At 68.7% G+C, this 15,704-nt stretch carries 17 protein-coding genes; 6 read left to right on the forward strand and 11 right to left on the reverse strand.

Features of this window, described 5'->3' with window-relative positions; all coding sequences use genetic code 11:
* Window positions 1-13: 13 nt before the first annotated feature.
* A complete protein-coding gene (locus tag B7L05_RS04605; RefSeq protein ID WP_179187115.1) occupies window positions 14-589 on the reverse strand; it encodes an alpha/beta hydrolase in 576 nt (191 codons plus the stop codon).
* A gap of 131 nt (window positions 590-720) precedes the next feature.
* On the opposite strand from B7L05_RS04605, the gene B7L05_RS04610 reads away from it, so the two are divergent.
* Window positions 721-2,130: an amino acid permease gene (locus B7L05_RS04610; protein ID WP_085809007.1), complete on the forward strand. Its 1,410-nt coding sequence runs from the start codon at window positions 721-723 to the stop codon at window positions 2,128-2,130.
* On the opposite strand, the gene B7L05_RS04615 is transcribed toward B7L05_RS04610, so the two are convergent.
* The 9 genes from B7L05_RS04615 to B7L05_RS04655 form a co-directional block, all read right to left on the reverse strand.
* Complete coding sequence (locus tag B7L05_RS04615) at window positions 2,127-2,843, reverse strand: NRDE family protein (protein WP_085809008.1); 717 nt, start codon at window positions 2,841-2,843, stop codon at window positions 2,127-2,129. The genes B7L05_RS04610 and B7L05_RS04615 overlap by 4 nt on opposite strands.
* Before the next feature lie 25 nt (window positions 2,844-2,868).
* A complete protein-coding gene (folP, locus tag B7L05_RS04620; RefSeq protein WP_085809009.1) occupies window positions 2,869-3,915 on the reverse strand; it encodes a dihydropteroate synthase in 1,047 nt (348 codons plus the stop codon).
* An 85-nt stretch (window positions 3,916-4,000) separates the two neighbouring features.
* A complete protein-coding gene (locus tag B7L05_RS04625) occupies window positions 4,001-5,152 on the reverse strand; it encodes a site-specific DNA-methyltransferase (RefSeq protein WP_085809010.1) in 1,152 nt (383 codons plus the stop codon).
* Between the two features lie 177 nt (window positions 5,153-5,329).
* Window positions 5,330-5,938: a ribonuclease HII gene (locus tag B7L05_RS04630; protein ID WP_085809011.1), complete on the reverse strand. Its 609-nt coding sequence runs from the start codon at window positions 5,936-5,938 to the stop codon at window positions 5,330-5,332.
* On the reverse strand, window positions 5,926-7,068 hold the full coding sequence (thiD, locus tag B7L05_RS04635) for a bifunctional hydroxymethylpyrimidine kinase/phosphomethylpyrimidine kinase (RefSeq protein WP_085809012.1): 1,143 nt from the start codon (window positions 7,066-7,068) through the stop codon (window positions 5,926-5,928). The genes B7L05_RS04630 and thiD overlap by 13 nt, the downstream gene beginning before the upstream one ends.
* 58 nt (window positions 7,069-7,126) lie before the next feature.
* Complete coding sequence (locus tag B7L05_RS04640) at window positions 7,127-7,351, reverse strand: DUF1272 domain-containing protein (RefSeq protein WP_085809013.1); 225 nt, start codon at window positions 7,349-7,351, stop codon at window positions 7,127-7,129.
* Between the two features lie 10 nt (window positions 7,352-7,361).
* Window positions 7,362-7,805, reverse strand: a complete 444-nt coding sequence (locus tag B7L05_RS04645) for a thioesterase family protein (RefSeq protein WP_085809014.1) — start codon at window positions 7,803-7,805, stop codon at window positions 7,362-7,364.
* A 79-nt stretch (window positions 7,806-7,884) separates the two neighbouring features.
* A complete protein-coding gene (locus B7L05_RS04650; protein ID WP_085809107.1) occupies window positions 7,885-8,664 on the reverse strand; it encodes a sulfite exporter TauE/SafE family protein in 780 nt (259 codons plus the stop codon).
* Window positions 8,665-8,761: 97 nt separating this feature from the next.
* The gene (locus B7L05_RS04655) at window positions 8,762-9,970 is read right to left on the reverse strand and encodes an LL-diaminopimelate aminotransferase (protein ID WP_085809015.1); all 1,209 of its coding nucleotides are present in this window, start codon (window positions 9,968-9,970) and stop codon (window positions 8,762-8,764) included.
* 115 nt (window positions 9,971-10,085) lie between these two features.
* Between B7L05_RS04655 and B7L05_RS04660 the strand changes: the two genes are divergently transcribed.
* The 4 genes from B7L05_RS04660 (at window position 10,086) to B7L05_RS04675 (ending at window position 13,466) form a co-directional block, all read left to right on the forward strand.
* Entirely contained in the window at window positions 10,086-11,846 is a 1,761-nt protein-coding gene (locus B7L05_RS04660) for an alpha/beta hydrolase (protein ID WP_085809016.1), read from the forward strand.
* A 92-nt stretch (window positions 11,847-11,938) separates the two neighbouring features.
* On the forward strand, window positions 11,939-12,610 hold the full coding sequence (locus tag B7L05_RS04665) for a phasin family protein (protein WP_085809017.1): 672 nt from the start codon (window positions 11,939-11,941) through the stop codon (window positions 12,608-12,610).
* A 192-nt stretch (window positions 12,611-12,802) separates the two neighbouring features.
* On the forward strand, window positions 12,803-13,129 hold the full coding sequence (gene clpS, locus B7L05_RS04670) for an ATP-dependent Clp protease adapter ClpS (RefSeq protein WP_085809018.1): 327 nt from the start codon (window positions 12,803-12,805) through the stop codon (window positions 13,127-13,129).
* Window positions 13,130-13,148: 19 nt separating this feature from the next.
* Window positions 13,149-13,466: a hypothetical protein gene (locus B7L05_RS04675; RefSeq protein ID WP_085809019.1), complete on the forward strand. Its 318-nt coding sequence runs from the start codon at window positions 13,149-13,151 to the stop codon at window positions 13,464-13,466.
* A 23-nt stretch (window positions 13,467-13,489) separates the two neighbouring features.
* On the opposite strand, the gene B7L05_RS04680 is transcribed toward B7L05_RS04675, so the two are convergent.
* On the reverse strand, window positions 13,490-14,224 hold the full coding sequence (locus B7L05_RS04680; protein ID WP_085809020.1) for a Crp/Fnr family transcriptional regulator: 735 nt from the start codon (window positions 14,222-14,224) through the stop codon (window positions 13,490-13,492).
* 126 nt (window positions 14,225-14,350) lie between these two features.
* Here B7L05_RS04680 and murA point away from each other — a divergent pair, with 126 nt between their 5' ends.
* Window positions 14,351-15,649: a UDP-N-acetylglucosamine 1-carboxyvinyltransferase gene (gene murA / locus B7L05_RS04685; RefSeq protein WP_085809021.1), complete on the forward strand. Its 1,299-nt coding sequence runs from the start codon at window positions 14,351-14,353 to the stop codon at window positions 15,647-15,649.
* Window positions 15,650-15,704: the final 55 nt, after the last annotated feature.

Raw genomic sequence — 15,704 nt, forward strand, 5'->3', positions numbered from 1 at the left:
CCGCGCGATCCGCTCAGCGGCGCGCGCGCGGATTGAGCGCGAAAACCCGCTCGACGTCGCGCTCGATCACCTTGGCCGTCACGCGTTCCACCAGCCGCTGCGCGCTGCGCCACGGGCGCAGCTCGCCCTGCCGCTGGCGATGCCCGTCGATTAGCCGACTGCCCCAGCCCTCGATCGCGTCAGCCGGCGGCGCACCGCTCGTGTCGGTAAGCACCAGCGACGGAAAGGGCAGCGCGATCGCGGGGGAGGCGTAATCGTCCTTCGCCCCCGCGCCATCGCCCGGCGGATCGAACAGCAGCGCGCCGGCGACCCGCCCGACGTAGCCCGCCGGCGACAGGCGCGCCCACCACGACGCCGCGTGGCAGCCGATACCCTCGGCGACGAGCACCACTGCACGATCGGCGCGCATCACCGCCGCGTCGAGCTGCGCCGCCCAGATCCCGCGCCGTGCGCCGCTGTCGAGCGTGACGTGTTCGTCGCCGTGGCTCGGCCAGCGCAGCCGCGCGTGCCATGCCGGCGCCGTGACGTCGGGCGCGGCGATCGTGATGATCGAGAAACGGCTGGGCATCGGCAGTACGGCGGTGGACATCGCTTTTCCCCGAACGAAGGCGACTCGTATCATGCCATGCGGGCGGGGCCCGCGGCAATGCCATGCACGGCGACGGTTGCCTGATCGCCGCTAACACGTCACGGTCGATCGCACGGTTCACGGGGGAATAGATGTTCGGTCCACGCAAGTCGCTGGAATCGGTGACGCAGCACGATGCACGCCACGCGCTCGCCAAGACGCTGTCCTGGCCGCACCTCATCGCGCTCGGCGTCGGCGCGATCGTCGGCACCGGCATCTATACGCTGATCGGCGTCGGCGCTGAGCGCGCCGGCCCGGCGGTGATCCTCGCCTTCGTCATCGCCGGCGCGGTGTGTGCCTGCGCCGCGCTCGCCTATGCCGAACTCGCGACAATGATCCCCGCCGCGGGCAGCGCCTATACCTTCAGCTATGCCGCGCTGGGCGAAGCGCTGGCGTGGATCGTCGGGTGGAGCCTGATCCTCGAATATTCGCTTGCCTGCGCGACCGTCGCGGTCGGCTGGTCGGGTTATCTCGTCGGCTGGATCCAGGCCGCGGGGGTCACGCTGCCACCGCTGCTCCTGTCCGGCCCGCACGACGGCGGCCTGATCAACCTGCCCGCCGTCGCGGTCGCGCTCGCCGTCATGGGTCTGCTGATCGCCGGCACGCGCGAGAGCGCGACGCTCAACATCGTCCTCGTCGTGGTGAAGCTCACCGCGCTCGCGGTGTTCATCGCCTTCGCCCTGCCTGCGTTCGACGACGGCAACCTGCAGCCGTTCATGCCCTATGGCTTCGGCTCGGTCGAAACCGGCGGCGAGAAGCGCGGCGTGATGGCGGCGGCGGCGATCGTCTTCTTCGCCTTCTACGGCTTCGATGCGGTAGCGACGTCGGCGGAAGAGGCGAAGAACCCGGGCCGCGACCTGACGATCGGCATCGTCGGATCGATGCTGGTCTGCACGCTGATCTACATGCTCGTCGCGGTCGCCGCGATCGGCGCGCTGCCGTTCACCAGCCTCGCCAACTCGCCCGAGCCGCTCGCGCTCGTGCTGCGCTCGCTCGATCACCCGCAGGCGGCCTATCTTATCGCGCTCGCCGCCGTCATCGCGCTGCCCTCGGTGATCCTCGTCATGATGTACGGGCAGAGCCGCGTGTTCTTCACCATGGCGCGCGACGGTCTGCTGCCGCGTCGGCTCGCCACGGTCAGCGAGCGGACCGGCGCGCCGACGCTGATCACGCTCGTCACCGGCGTATCGATCGCGATCGTCGCCGGCATCTTCCGGCTCGACGAGATCGCCGAGCTCGCCAACGCGGGAACGCTGCTCGCCTTTATCGCGGTCGGCGCATGTCTGATGGTGCTGCGCCGCCGCGCGCCCGACGCGCACCGCCTGTTCCGCTGCCCGCAGCCCTATCTCGTCGGCACGTTGGCGATCGCCGGCTGCGTGTACCTGTTGTTCAGCCTGCCCTCGGCGACGATCGGCCGTTTCGTGATCTGGAACGTGATCGGGCTGGCGATCTATTTCCTCTACGGGCGCCGCAACAGCCTCGAGGGGAAGGCGCAGGCTTAACCTCGCGCGGCACCTTCGGGCCAGTCGAACGCCAGCCGGGTGTCGCCTTCCGCCGCGCCGCCCGGTCCGAAGCGCCGCTCGATCATGATCCCGCGGCCGGCGGCATCGACCGCGACGATCGTGCTGCACCGCGTGCCGTAGACGGTGTCGCGGATGAACACCGGCCGCTCGCCGGTGACAGCGGGCGTCTCATCGGCGAGCAGATCGAGCAGCGTCTCGACCTCTCCCGCCGCCGCCAGCCAGCCACCGAGCGACGCCTGCAACAGCCGGGTGCGCGGTGAAGGCGGATCGAGCGGGCCGTTGGCGATGCCGTGCAGGCCGGGCGCCAGCGGCTGGATCCGTGGCTCCGGCTGGTTGGTACGGAACGTCACAGTGTCACCGACAGTGATCAGGCTGAACCCGCCGTAGGCCGGCAGCGCTGCGTCGTCCGGCAGCGATCCGTCGCGGAGATAATCCGCCACCAGCGCGCCGCGCGAGGGCGCATCGGCACCGCGCGGGTAACCCGCGACATTGGTGACGACCGCGAATCGCCCGGCCGCGGAGACACCCATCCACGTACCGCCCGACACCAGATCGCGGCCGGCGAGCACCCCATCCGCATCGTCCCACCACGCCAGCGGCGCCGACGCCCGGCTGTGGAACTCGTCGCGGTTGCCGACGACGATCAGCGGCCAGCGCGGATCGGCGTCGATCGCCAGCGCGACGACGCACATCAGCCGCGCTCCGCCGTGCGACGCATCATCCGACGAACGCTCGGTCGCGCAGCCCGCGCCACACGCGCAGCGCCTGCACCGTCTCGGCGACGTCGTGGACGCGCAGCAGCTGCACTCCCGCCGCTGCGCCGGTAAGCGCAAGAGCCACCGATCCGCCGAGCCGCTCACCCACCGGCGCCTCGTTCGACAGCGCGCCGATCAGCCGCTTGCGGCTCGCCCCCAGCATGATCGGGCAGCCGAGCCCGTGGAACATCGCCAGCGCATTGAGCAGTGCGAGATTGTCCTGCAGCGACTTGCCGAAACCGATGCCCGGATCGACGATGATGCGCGATCGATCGATTCCTGCCGCAACGATCGCCGCGACGCGCGCGTCGAGCCAGTCGAACACCTCGGTCACGACGTCGCGATAGCCGCTGCCGCCGTGCGGTCCCTTGGCGGGATCGGGCGAGTGCATCACGATCACCGGGCAGCCGGCGCGCGCGACGACCTCGGCCGCGCGCTTGTCCCACAGCAGCGCGGACACGTCGTTGACGATTGCCGCGCCCGCTCCCAGCGCGCGCTCCATCACCAGCGCCTTGCGCGTGTCGATCGAGACGAGCGCGCCTGCCGCAGCAAGCCGCTCGATCACCGGCACGACGCGCGCCGCCTCGTCCTCCTCCCACACCAGTGCCGCGCCTGGACGCGTCGATTCGCCACCGACATCGACGATCGCGGCGCCACTGCCCGCCATCGCCATGCCCGCGGCGGTCGCCGCGGCAACATCGTCGCGGTGCACGCCGCCGTCGGAGAAACTGTCGGGCGTCAGGTTGAGGATGCCCGCGACGACCGGCTGGTCGAAGCGCAGCGTCCGCTCGCCCAGCGTCAGCGGCGGGCGCGCCGCGATCACGCGAGCGTGAATCTGCGCCGCGCGCGCGCCCAGCGTCGCGATCTCGGCCACCGGCACGACGCGCTTGGCACCCTGTTCGATCACCTCATAGGCGGCGAACCATTGCAGGCCGCCCGCCAGCCGCACCGCCGCGCCATCGGGATAGGCGAACGGCGCATCGAGGAAGTGGACCGGGCGAAGGTGCATGACAGCCTTTCAGAATGCGCCGCCGCTCATGCGTCGCGCGGCACCGGCCGGCAAGCCTGCCGCACGCCCGTCCTTGGTCAGGCCATCAAACCTGCGTGGCGAGCAAATACGTCTGACGCAGCGTATCGATCGGCGCCAGCGCACCGCCCGCGTCGTAATGCCAGAAGGTCCAGCCGTTGCACGCCGGCGCGTTCTGCAGCGTCGCGCCGAGCTTGTGGATCGAGCCGATCGTGCCGCACTCGCTCGCCAGGCTGCCGTCGGCGCGCACGGTGGCGCGCCAGCGCCGCTTGGCGTCGGTGACGATGCTGCCGGCGGGAAGGTACGCGTTCTCGACCAAGGCGCCGAACGCCACCTTGGGCTGCTGGCGCGGGCTCTGCATCGTCGTCAGCGCCGACTCGTCGAGCGGCAGCGCCGCGGCGATGCGCGTGCGCGCCGCCGCGACATAATCGGCCTCGCGCTCGACGCCGATCCAGCGCCGGCCGAGCCGCTTGGCGACCGCCCCGGTCGTGCCGGTGCCGAAGAACGGATCGAGCACCACGTCGCCCGGCTTCGTGCAGGCGAGCAGGATGCGGTACAGCAGCGCCTCAGGCTTCTGCGTCGGATGCACCTTGTGCCCCTCGGCGTCCTTCAGCCGCTCCTGCCCGCCGCAGATCGGGAATTCCCAGTCGGAGCGCATCTGCAGTTCGTCGTTGAGCGTCTTCATCGAACGGTAGTTGAAGGTGTATTTCGCCTTTTCGCCCTTCGACGCCCAGATCAGCGTCTCGTGCGCGTTGGTGAAGCGCGTGCCGCGGAAATTGGGCATCGGGTTGTTCTTGCGCCACACGATGTCGTTGAGGATCCAATAGCCCAGATCCTGCACCGCCACGCCGACGCGGAAGATGTTGTGATAGCTGCCGATCACCCAGATCGTGCCGTCGTCCTTCAGGATGCGGTGCGCCTCGGCCAGCCACGCGCGGGTGAAGGCGTCGTAATGCTTCAGGCTGTCGAACTTGTCCCAATCATCGGTCACTGCGTCGACGTGGCTGCCGTCGGGCCGGAACAGTTCGCCGCCGAGCTGCAGATTGTACGGCGGATCGGCGAAGATCATGTCGATCGACTTCGCCGGCAGCGCGCGCATGTGCGCGATGCAGTCGCCCATCAGGATCTCGTCCAGCGGCAGGACTGCCGGCGCGGCCGCGGCCGGCGCCGACGGCGCTGCCTTCACGCGGCGGACGCGCGTCTTCTCGATGACCCCCATTGATTCCCCCTGTTCGCACGCGATGGTCGCCGCGCGGTGGACTCGTCGTCAAGCGTACATTGGTTAACGATCGCGGTTGCGAATTCGTTAACGCGGCGGAACATTGCGCGGCCCCTCCCAGATATTGAGTCCGCCGACACGATTTGACTCAAGCCGTGGGGTGTGGCGCAAAAGACTCTAGAGCGGCAGAACCGTCTGGGCGACCGGGGCGAAGCTGCGCCGGTGCAGCGGACACGGCCCGTGCTCGGCCAGCGCACGGCGGTGCGCGGGCGCGCCATAGCCCTTGTTCGACGCCCAGTCGTAGTGCGGATATGATTCGTGATGCGTGAGCATGATCGTGTCGCGCGTATGCTTGGCGACGATCGAGGCGGCGGCGATCGAGCGGCTCAACGCGTCGCCGCCGACGATCGGCGTCGCGGCATAGCCCCAGCGCGGCAGGCGGTTGCCGTCGACCAGCACGTGCCCCGGCGGGCAGCCAAGCGTAGCGGCGAGCTGATCGACCGCCAGCGTCATCGCCTTCATCGTCGCCCAGTAGATGTTGAGCGCATCGATCTCGTCCGCCTCGACGATGCCGATACCGACGGTCGCGCAATCAGTGATTCGCGCGCACAGCCGCCCGCGTTCGGCGGCGACGAGCTTCTTCGAATCATCGATCCCGCGCGGCACACCGCGTTGGGGCAGGATCACCGCGGCGGCGACCACCGGCCCCGCGAGCGGCCCCCTCCCCGCTTCGTCGACGCCGGCGACGGGGGCGAGATACAGGCGTTCGTGCTTCAATCCGGGCATGATGCGACCCGCCATGGCGGGAAGCGGCGGTTCTCGCCAGCGGTGTAGAGACGAAGCGGATTGCCCGCGGGATCGACGAGCGCCGCCTCGCGCCAGCCCCACGACTGATCGATCGGATCGGCGACCGCGATACCCTGCGCGCGCGCCGCAGCGACCGCGGCATCAAGATCGCCGACCTCGAGAAACACGATCGCCCGTTCGTCGACCTCCGCTGCCGCCTCGATCGACAGCGTGGTGCCACCCGCGCTCTCGAACCGCGCGTAGCGGCCGCCGCTGTCGACGATCGGGGTGAGGCCGAGCGCGCGATAGAAGGCGAAGCTGGCTGCGTGGTTGGTCGCGGGGAGCGTCACCTGATTGATCGTCGCGCCCCCGAGATCGCAGTCGAGGCGGACCTTGTGATGCCCCATTGGGCCGTGCCCGCTGCCGAGCCCCGGCGCGTCCTTGAGCGCGATGCGCACGAAGCGTCGCGCGCAATCGACCGCCGCAGGCAGCGGCAGGCCGCGGCCTAATCCTTCCGCGATCGCGCTCGCCAGCGTGCAGCCAGTGCCGTGCGTGTGCGGCGTGTCGATCCGCGGGGCGGACCAGCGCGCGACCTCGCCGTCACGCGTGATCAGCCGGTCGGTGATCGTCGCCCCTTCCGCGTGCCCGCCTTTGGCGAGCAACGCCGCGCCGGTCGTGAGTACCGCCGCCTCGCCCCCGAGTGCCGCGAGCTCCGGCAGATTGGGGGTGACGAGCGTCGCGCCGCGCATCAGCCGATCGAACGCGGCAATCGTCGCGTCGTCGGCGAGCACCGATCCCGACGTCGCGATCATCACCGGATCGAACACGATCGGCACGCCGCGCAATCCTTCGAGCACGCCCGCGACCGCATGCACCGTTTCGGCCGATCCGATCATCCCGATCTTCACCGCATCGGCGCCGATATCGTCGAGGCAGGCGCGCATCTGCTGCACCACCATCGCCGGCGGGATCGGGTGGACGCCCTGCACGCCCAGCGTATTCTGCGCGGTGATCGCGGTCACCGCCGTCATCGCATGGCCGCCCAGCATCGTGACGGTGCGGATATCGGCCTGGATGCCCGCCCCGCCGCCCGAATCGGAGCCGGCGACGATGAGGATCCGCGCCGTCATCGACGACCTCGCGGCGCGCCTGTCGATCGGACGACCGGCAGCGGGCGGGCCGCCCGGCTCACCCCTTGTGGAACCGCGTCATCGAGGCGGGATGTTTCTTCAGCGCCGCACCGACGCGCGCGGGGCGGTCGAGCAGTTCGCCGCCGCAGTTGGGGCAGCGCTCGTCCATCGCATCGGCACAGTCGGCGCAGAAGGTGCATTCGAACGAGCAGATGAACGCCCCGCCCTCGTCGGCGGGAAGATCGGTGCCGCAGCGTTCGCAATCGGGGCGCATCTCTAGCATCGCCGCGACTCTACGCCACCCGATCGGGCTGCGCCACCACCAGCGCCTCGATGAAGCGGCGTACGTCGCCGTCGATCGGCACCGGGCGTCCGGTGGGCAGGTGCACGTTGACGCTGACGATCTCGATCACGTTACAAAGATCACCGTGCTGATTGGCGAGTTCGAAGCGCTTGGTGATGCTCGACGTGCCGACGCGGTCGATCCGCACCGACACGTCGACGGTGTCGCCGAGCATCAGCGGCTTGAGATAATCGACGGTGGCGCGGCGGACGTGGAACTCCATCTCGCGCCACGTCTCGCCGAGCGCGTGGGCGATCCCGGTCCAGTCCCAATATTCGGTGACCGCGACGTCGGCATATTCGAGGTAGCGCGAGTTGAAGACGACGCGCTGGCCGTCAATTTCGGCGTAGCGCACCTTGAGCGCGGTCGAGAAGGCGAAGCCGGGACGGGTCATGCGATGATCCTGATACCTGTGTCTGTTAGGGGCGTGGGCGGCGGCAGTGTCCGCGCCGCGTCGCTGCGTGAACGCGCTGCTACAGGATCAGCTTGAGCCCGACGACGGCGAGCGTCGTCGCGAGGATCGGTGTCAGCACGCGGTCGGTGACGCGCGAGGCGATCACGCTGCCGAGCACGATTCCCGGGATCGAACCCGCCAGCAGCGAAACGAGCAGCGCGGCGTCGACCGAGCCGAGCCACCAGTGCCCAGTCCCCGCGATCAGCGTCAGCGGCACCGCGTGCGCGATATCCGAACCGACCAGCCGGTTGATCGGCGTCGTGGGGTAGAGGATCAGCAGCGCCGTCATGCCGAGCGCGCCCGCCCCGACCGAGGTGAGCGAGACGAGCACGCCGAGCAGCGCCCCGAGCAGCACCGTCAGCCCCGCCAGCCGCCGCGCACTCATGCCGCGAAAGCGCGGCCCGACGCGCGCGACGATCCGCGTACGGAAGAAAGTGGCGAGCGCGGTCAGGATCAGCGCGATTCCCAGCACCGCCGCGATCGTCGTGCCCGTTTCACTGGTGTGCGCGTTCACCCGGCTCAGCACCAGCAGCGTCAGCGCCGCGGCCGGCACGCTGCCGATCGCCAGCCGGCGGACGATCGCCCAGTCCACCGTGCCGCGCAGCCCGTGCACCGCGCCGCCGACGGTCTTGGTCGCCGAGGCGTAGAGCAGATCAGTGCCGACCGCGGTCGCCGGATGAAACCCAAAGGCGAGCACGAGCAGCGGCGTCATCAGCGATCCGCCGCCGACGCCGGTCAGCCCGACGAGCATGCCCACGAGTACGCCCACGAGCGAGTAGAGCGGGTTGTACGCGGCGATCACGTGGCGGCGACCGGCTGCACCGGCGATCGCACAGGCTCGCCGCGGCGGCCCGCGACGCGGCGATCGCGTTGCGGCCGCCGTACGGACGGGTGGCTCAACCCGCGTTCCGCGCCGGCGTGTTGACGCCCATGCTGGCGAGATACTTCTTCACGTTGCGCGCCGCCTGGCGCAGCCGCTGCTCGTTCTCGACCATCGCGATGCGCACGAACCCCTCGCCGTTCTCGCCGTAGCCGACGCCCGGTGCCACCGCGACCTTGGCGTGGGTGAGCATCTGCTTGGAGAATTCAAGGCTGCCGAGGTGCGCGAGTGCGGGCGGCAGCGGCGCCCAGGCGAACATTGAGGCGCGCGGGGACGGGATGTCCCAGCCGGCGCGGCCGAAGCTCTCCACCATCACGTCGCGGCGCTTGTGGTAGAGGCGGCGGTTCTGCTCGACGATGTCCTGCGGGCCGTTCAACGCCGCGCAGGCCGCCGCCTGGATCGGCGTGAAGGCGCCGTAATCGAGATACGATTTGACGCGTGTCATCGCCGCGATCAGCGTCTTGTTGCCGACTGCGAAGCCGATCCGCCAGCCGGCCATCGAATAGGTCTTGCTGAGCGAAGTGAACTCGATCGCGACGTCCTTCGCGCCCTTCACCTGCATGATCGAGGGCGTCGGATTGCCGTCGTAATAAAGCTCCGAATAGGCGAGGTCGGAGATGATCCACACCTGGTTATCGCGCGCCCAGGCGACCAGCCGCTCGTAGAAGGCGAGATCGACCGCCTCCGCCGTCGGGTTCGACGGGTAGTTGACGACGAGGATGCTCGGCCGCGGGACGGTGAAGGCCATCGCGCGCTCAAGGCTTTCGAAATAGCGCTCGTCGGGCGTCGTCGGCACCGCACGGATCGTCGCGCCGGCGATGATGAAGCCGAAGGTGTGAATCGGGTAGCTCGGGTTGGGCGCGAGCACGACGTCACCCGGCGCGGTGATCGCGGTGGCGAGGCTGGCGAGCCCCTCCTTCGATCCCATCGTCACCACGACCTCGGTCTCGGGATCGATGTCGACGCCGAAGCGGCGACCGTAGTAATTGGCCTGCGCGCGGCGCAGCCCCGGGATCCCCTTCGACGCCGAATAACCGTGCGCGTCGGGTTTCTTCGCCACCTCCACCAGCTTGTCGATGACGTGCGGCGGCGGCGGCAGATCGGGGTTGCCCATGCCGAGATCGATGATGTCCTCGCCGCCCGCACGCGCCGCGGCCCGCATCGCATTCACTTCGGCGATGACATACGGCGGCAGGCGCTTGATGCGGTAGAATTCGTCGGACATGGGCGTACCCTCGTTTCGGGAGCGCCCGGCATAGCGGCTGCATCGGGCGAGCGGAAGGCAGCCGGGGTTTCGCCGCCGCGAAGCCGTGCTATGCTGTTGGGTGGAAGAGGATTGCATGACCGATCGACCCCATTCCGCTACCGGCTCCGATGCAGGCGCCCCCGATGCGCCGACGAAAGCCGTCGCCGGCGCTTCCGTCCCCAGCCTCGCCGATCTCCAGCATTGGACGTGGGTGATGGGGCGGGCGCAGCAGATGATGCTGGAACAGGGGCTGGCGACGCTCGACGCCGCGCCCGCCGCCAATCCGCTCGCCGCACAGGTACGTGATTTCTGGGCTGACAGCCTCGCGCTGTGGCAGCGCTTCCTCGATCCCGCCCGGCCGAAGCCTGAGGAGTCCGGCGCGCAGGCGCGCGACAAGCGCTTCAAGGCCGACGCGTGGCGCGACAATCCGATGTTCGACTGGATCCGCCAGTCGTACTTCTTGATCTCGGATCATATGCTGCGCGGGATCGACGCGCTCGACGGCGTCGACGAGCGGCAGAAGGAACAGCTGCGCTTCGCAACGCGCGGCTTCGTCGACGCGATGAGCCCGTCGAACTTCGCGCTGACCAATCCCGAGGTGATCGCCAAGACGATCGAGACGCGCGGCGAGAATCTGCTCAAGGGCCTGCAGCATATGCTCGCCGACATGGGCCGCGGGCAGCTGACGCATACGCCCGGCGGCGCGTTCGAGATCGGCCGCAACCTGGCGGTCACCCCCGGCCAGGTGATCCACCGCACCCCGCTCTACGAACTGATTCAATATGCGCCGGCGACGCCTGACGTCCTCGCCACGCCGCTGGTCATTTTCCCGCCGTGGATCAACCGCTTCTACATCCTCGACCTGACGCCCGAAAAGAGCTTCATCCGTTGGTGCGTCGAGTGCGGGATCACCGTGTTCATGGTATCGTGGAAGTCCGCCGACGCGACGATGAAGGACATGGTGTGGGACGATTACGTCGCCGCGCAGATCGATGCGATCGACACGATCCGCGCGCTGCTCGACGTGCCGGCGGTGCACGCGATCGGCTATTGCGTCGCGGGGACGACGCTCGCCGCGACGCTCGCGCTGCTCGCCGCGCGCGGCGAAGCCGACAAGGTGCGTAGCGCCACCTTCTTCACCGCGCAGGTCGATTTCGCGCGCGCGGGCGAACTGAAGCATTTCGTCGACGACGAGCAGCTGGCGCTGGTGCGGTCGCTGTCGGGCGAGGGCTATCTCGACGGGCGCTACATGGCGGCGACGTTCAACCTGCTGCGCGGGCGCGACCTCATCTGGAACTACGTCACCAACAATTACCTGCTCGGCAACGACTACGCGCCGTTCGATCTGCTGCACTGGAACGGTGACACTACCAACCTGCCGGCGAAGTGGCACCGGAGCTACCTGACCGACCTGTATCGCGACAATCTGCTGGTGAAGCCCGGCGCGCTGTCGATTGACGGCACGCCGATCGACCTCACGCGCGTCGCGACGCCGAGCTTTGTCCAGGCGGGGCGGGAGGATCATATCGCCCCGGCGGAGAGCGTGTGGGAGATTACTGGGCATTTCCGCGGGCCCGTGCGCTTCCTGCTTGCCGGATCGGGGCATATCGCCGGGGTCGTCAATCCGCCGTCGGCGCAGAAATACCAATATTGGACCAATGACGCGCCCGCCGACACACTCGACGCGTTCGTCGCCGGCGCGACCGAGACCAAGGGTAGCTGGTGGGCCTATTGGTTCGATTGGCTGGAGGCGCATGATGCGGCGCGTGTCGCCGCCGACGGCGCGCGGCAGCCGGGGCAAGGTGCACTTCCCGCGATCGAGCCGGCGCCCGGACGCTACGTTCGCGCGCGCTGATTGCGGCTTTATTGCTGCAGCGCACAAAAGACACTTGCATCGATGTAAGCAGCCGCCTATTTGTGCAGTGCAGCATTGTGGAGCTTTCACGCATGACCGATATCCCGACGCCGATCAGCCTCGATGAGATCGTCGTGCCGAATGCCGAAGACGGGCCCAGCCCGGTGCCGCCGGTGCTCAAGGCGCCGACCGCGAAGCCGGCCACCAAGAAGCCGGCCGTGGCCAAGACTGCCGCGCCCGCACCCGAGACCGTCGCAGACGCGCAGCCCGTTGCCGAACCCAATCAGTCAGCCGCTCCGGCGGTCCGCAGGATGAAGGAATTCAAGATGGTCGAAACGATCGAGATGATGACCGACAAGACGAAGACCGCGTTCGCCGACGTGAACGAGCGCGCCAAGGCTTCGATGGAGAAGGGCGCGCGCGCGCTCGAGGACGTCGCCACCTTCAACAAGGGCAACATCGAGGCGATCGTCGAATCGTCGAAGATCGCTGCCAAGGGCATGGAGCAGATGGGCCAGAACGCCGCTGCCTATGCCAAGACCTCGTTCGAGCATGCGTCGAGCGCGTTCAAGTCGATGACGACGGTGAAGTCGCCGACCGAACTGTTCAAGCTGCAGAGCGACTATGCGCGTACCTCGTTCGACGCGTTCGTCGCCGAAGCCTCGCGCTCGACCGAAGCGGCGCTAAAGCTCGCCGGTGAGATCGCCCAGCCGATCTCGAACCGCGTTGCGCTCGCTGCCGAGAAGATCAAGGTCGCCGCGTAACCCGCGTCGTCCTTCAGTAACCGCGTAACCGGGCGGTCGCTTCGCAGCGGCCGCCCGTTTTCGTCTGCGGCCTGGATATCCTGTCCCGGTCGTTTTCGTTTGATGGGTGACGTGTTCGGACGACGGGCCCTTGCCCTCGCCCGCCCGCTTGCCATATTTTGCGGCGTGACCATGACCAGCCTTCCGATCACCATGGCCGAGCGGCGCGACGATGGCGGTGAGGGAACCGGCGTCGGCATCGCGACGCGTACCCGCGCCAAGACCAAGCAGCCGACGCCGTATCGCGTCCTGATGCTCAACGACGATTACACGCCGATGGAATTCGTCGTACTGTGCCTGCAGCGCTTCTTCCGCATGACGTCCGAAGAGGCGACGCGCGTGATGCTGCACGTCCATCAGAAGGGCGTCGGTGTGTGCGGCGTATTCAGCTACGAAGTGGCGGAAACCAAGGTCAGCCAGGTGATGGATTTCGCGCGGCAGAACCAGCACCCGCTGCAATGCACGCTCGAGAAGGCCTGACCGCCGGGTCGCTAGCGCGTTGCCGTTCCTCTCTCCCCTGCTGATTGCGCTCGCCGCGGACGCGGCTGCGCCTGCCGTCCCTGCCGCGCCCGAGCGCGCCGCGTGGTACGCCTGCCTCGAGGATTACGCGCAGGTCGCGATGGCGAGCACGGGCACGACCGCGACGATCGCGTTGCAGACCGAGCAGGCGTGCGGCACCGAGCGCAAGGCGTATCAGATCGCGCTGTGGCGATCGCGCACCGTGGGGGGTGACGCCGCGGCACTCGCCGCGCGCTTCGGACAGGAGGATCGCGCCGCTTACGAACACGTCATCGGCTTCGTCGACCGCCTGCGCTGACCGGCGAATAGCGTCGTCCGGCGCTACGCCGGGGACGACAGCCACGATAGGTCGACCCTGCCCGCACGATCGATGTAGTGCGCCGCGCGCACGAGCCGCGCCTCGTCGATCAGCGTCACGCGCGCACCGTCGCGCGCGATCAACCCCTCGTCCTCCAGCTGCCGCAGCATGCGGTTGACGTGCACCGCGGTCAGCCCGGTCGCATCGCCGATCTCCTCCTGCGTCAGCCCCAGCGTGAAGCTGGTGGTGCAGGTTGGATCGAGCCGGCGTGTACGGTCTCGAATCTCGAGCAGCACCGACGCGACGCGGGCGCGCGCCGAGGTGCGGCCGAGGCTTGCGATCCGATCGCTGAGCGCGGCGCACGTTACCTGCTCGAGCGCCATGATACCGGCGTACAGGCGCGGGTGATCGCGCTGAACGCGCGTCAGCGCCGGACGGTCGAACATCCCGACGACGCTGTCTGCCAGGGCGGAGATCGTCTCGGTCGCGCGGGTATAGGCGAGTGTCGACAGGCTGACGATATCGCCCGGAAAGATGAAGCGCAGGATCTGACGGCTGCCGTCGTTGAGGATGACGAAGCTCATCAGCATGCCGCGCTTCAGGAAGAAGACGTCGGAGACCGCATCGTTCTCCCGCCACAGCGCGCTGCCGCGCCGCAGCGCGCGTTCGCGATCCTCCAGCCGCTGGAGCGCCGTTCGTTCCTCTTCGGTCAGAACCACATGCTCGCCGAGCCGATCGGCGAAAGAACTGCTTGGCACCCGGTGACGATCCCCTTCTATAGCCGCGACGCTAGTCGCACCCTCGGGGAGGGCGCATTAAAGTCGATCAACACCGTTACGCACCCGTCGCTTGGCGAGGGCGCGGCGGTTGGGTAGACGCGGCGGATGGATCGTATTCTCATTCGCGGCGGCCAGCGGCTGTCGGGCAAGTTGCCGATTTCGGGCGCGAAGAACGCCGCGCTGACGCTGATGCCGTGCGCGCTGCTGACCGACCAGCCGCTGACGCTGCGCAACCTGCCGCGGTTGGCGGACGTCGACGGGTTCGGCCACCTGCTCAACCAGCTCGGTGCATCGACCGCGATCGAGGGCACGCGCCCCGACGAGTTCGGCCGCGTGATGACGATCCGCGCCGGCCAGCTGACCTCGACCGAAGCGCCGTACGACATCGTTCGAAAGATGCGCGCGTCGATCCTGGTGCTCGGCCCGATCCTCGCGCGCGCCGGCGAGGCGCGCGTCTCGCTGCCGGGCGGATGCGCGATCGGCAACCGTCCGATCGACTTGCACCTGAAGGCGCTGGAGGCGATCGGTGCGGAGCTGGAGATGAGCGCGGGCTACGTCACCGCACGCGCGCCGTCGACCGCGTCGGGCGGGCGGCGTCTGAGCGGTGGCCGGTATCGCTTCCCCGTCGTCTCGGTCGGCGCGACGGAGAACGTCGTCATGGCGGCGGTGACGGCGAAGGGATCGTCGCGGATCGAGAATGCCGCGCGCGAGCCCGAGATCGTCGATCTGTGCCGCTGCCTCGTCGCGATGGGCGCGCAGATCGAGGGGATCGGCACCGAGACGCTGGAGATCGAGGGGGTCGACCGGCTGCACGGTGCGACCTATGCGGTGATGCCCGATCGGATCGAGGCAGGCAGCTACGCCTGCGCCGCGGCGATCACCGGGGGCAGCCTCGAACTCCTCAACGTCGATGCCGAGAGTATGGGCGCGACGCTGTCCGCGCTCGCCGATGCGGGCGTGCTGGTCGAGCTCAAGAAGAATGCGGTGACGGTGACGGCGCAGGGTCCGCTGCAGCCGCTGACGCTGACGACGGCGCCTTTCCCCGGCTTCGCCACCGACATGCAGGCGCAGTTCATGGCGATGCTGTGCAAGGCGACGGGCGCGAGCGTGCTGACCGAGACGATCTTCGAGAACCGCTACATGCACGTGCCCGAGCTGGCGCGGATGGGCGCGGACATCACCGTGAGCGGGCGCACCGCGGTGGTACGCGGGGTCGAGCGGCTCGCTGGAGCACCAGTCATGGCGACCGACCTGCGCGCGTCGATGAGCCTCATTCTCGCCGGGCTTGCGGCGGAGGGCGAGACGTCGGTCGCGCGCGTCTATCACCTCGATCGCGGCTATGAGCGGCTCGAGGAGAAGCTGTCGGCGGTCGGCGCCGATATCGAGCGCGTCAGCGACGGATAAGCCGCGCCTCGCTCGCGAACCTGCCCGACAGCCCGGCCAGCGCTTTCCCTGTCTG

The sequence above is a fragment of the Sphingomonas sp. TZW2008 genome (genome assembly GCF_002117915.1).
GTDB lineage: Bacteria > Pseudomonadota > Alphaproteobacteria > Sphingomonadales > Sphingomonadaceae > Sphingomonas.

What these genes read in the sequence shown, in the direction of transcription:
- B7L05_RS04605 (WP_179187115.1), bottom strand. Translation starts at nt 589, where the DNA reads ATGTCCACCGCCGTACTGCCGATGCCCAGCCGTTTCTCGATCATCACG.
- B7L05_RS04610 (WP_085809007.1), top strand. Translation starts at nt 721, where the DNA reads ATGTTCGGTCCACGCAAGTCGCTGGAATCGGTGACGCAGCACGATGCA.
- B7L05_RS04615 (WP_085809008.1), bottom strand. Translation starts at nt 2,843, where the DNA reads ATGTGCGTCGTCGCGCTGGCGATCGACGCCGATCCGCGCTGGCCGCTG.
- folP (WP_085809009.1), bottom strand. Translation starts at nt 3,915, where the DNA reads ATGCACCTTCGCCCGGTCCACTTCCTCGATGCGCCGTTCGCCTATCCC.
- B7L05_RS04625 (WP_085809010.1), bottom strand. Translation starts at nt 5,152, where the DNA reads ATGGGGGTCATCGAGAAGACGCGCGTCCGCCGCGTGAAGGCAGCGCCG.
- B7L05_RS04630 (WP_085809011.1), bottom strand. Translation starts at nt 5,938, where the DNA reads ATGCCCGGATTGAAGCACGAACGCCTGTATCTCGCCCCCGTCGCCGGC.
- thiD (WP_085809012.1), bottom strand. Translation starts at nt 7,068, where the DNA reads ATGACGGCGCGGATCCTCATCGTCGCCGGCTCCGATTCGGGCGGCGGG.
- B7L05_RS04640 (WP_085809013.1), bottom strand. Translation starts at nt 7,351, where the DNA reads ATGCTAGAGATGCGCCCCGATTGCGAACGCTGCGGCACCGATCTTCCC.
- B7L05_RS04645 (WP_085809014.1), bottom strand. Translation starts at nt 7,805, where the DNA reads ATGACCCGTCCCGGCTTCGCCTTCTCGACCGCGCTCAAGGTGCGCTAC.
- B7L05_RS04655 (WP_085809015.1), bottom strand. Translation starts at nt 9,970, where the DNA reads ATGTCCGACGAATTCTACCGCATCAAGCGCCTGCCGCCGTATGTCATC.
- B7L05_RS04660 (WP_085809016.1), top strand. Translation starts at nt 10,086, where the DNA reads ATGACCGATCGACCCCATTCCGCTACCGGCTCCGATGCAGGCGCCCCC.
- B7L05_RS04665 (WP_085809017.1), top strand. Translation starts at nt 11,939, where the DNA reads ATGACCGATATCCCGACGCCGATCAGCCTCGATGAGATCGTCGTGCCG.
- clpS (WP_085809018.1), top strand. Translation starts at nt 12,803, where the DNA reads ATGGCCGAGCGGCGCGACGATGGCGGTGAGGGAACCGGCGTCGGCATC.
- murA (WP_085809021.1), top strand. Translation starts at nt 14,351, where the DNA reads ATGGATCGTATTCTCATTCGCGGCGGCCAGCGGCTGTCGGGCAAGTTG.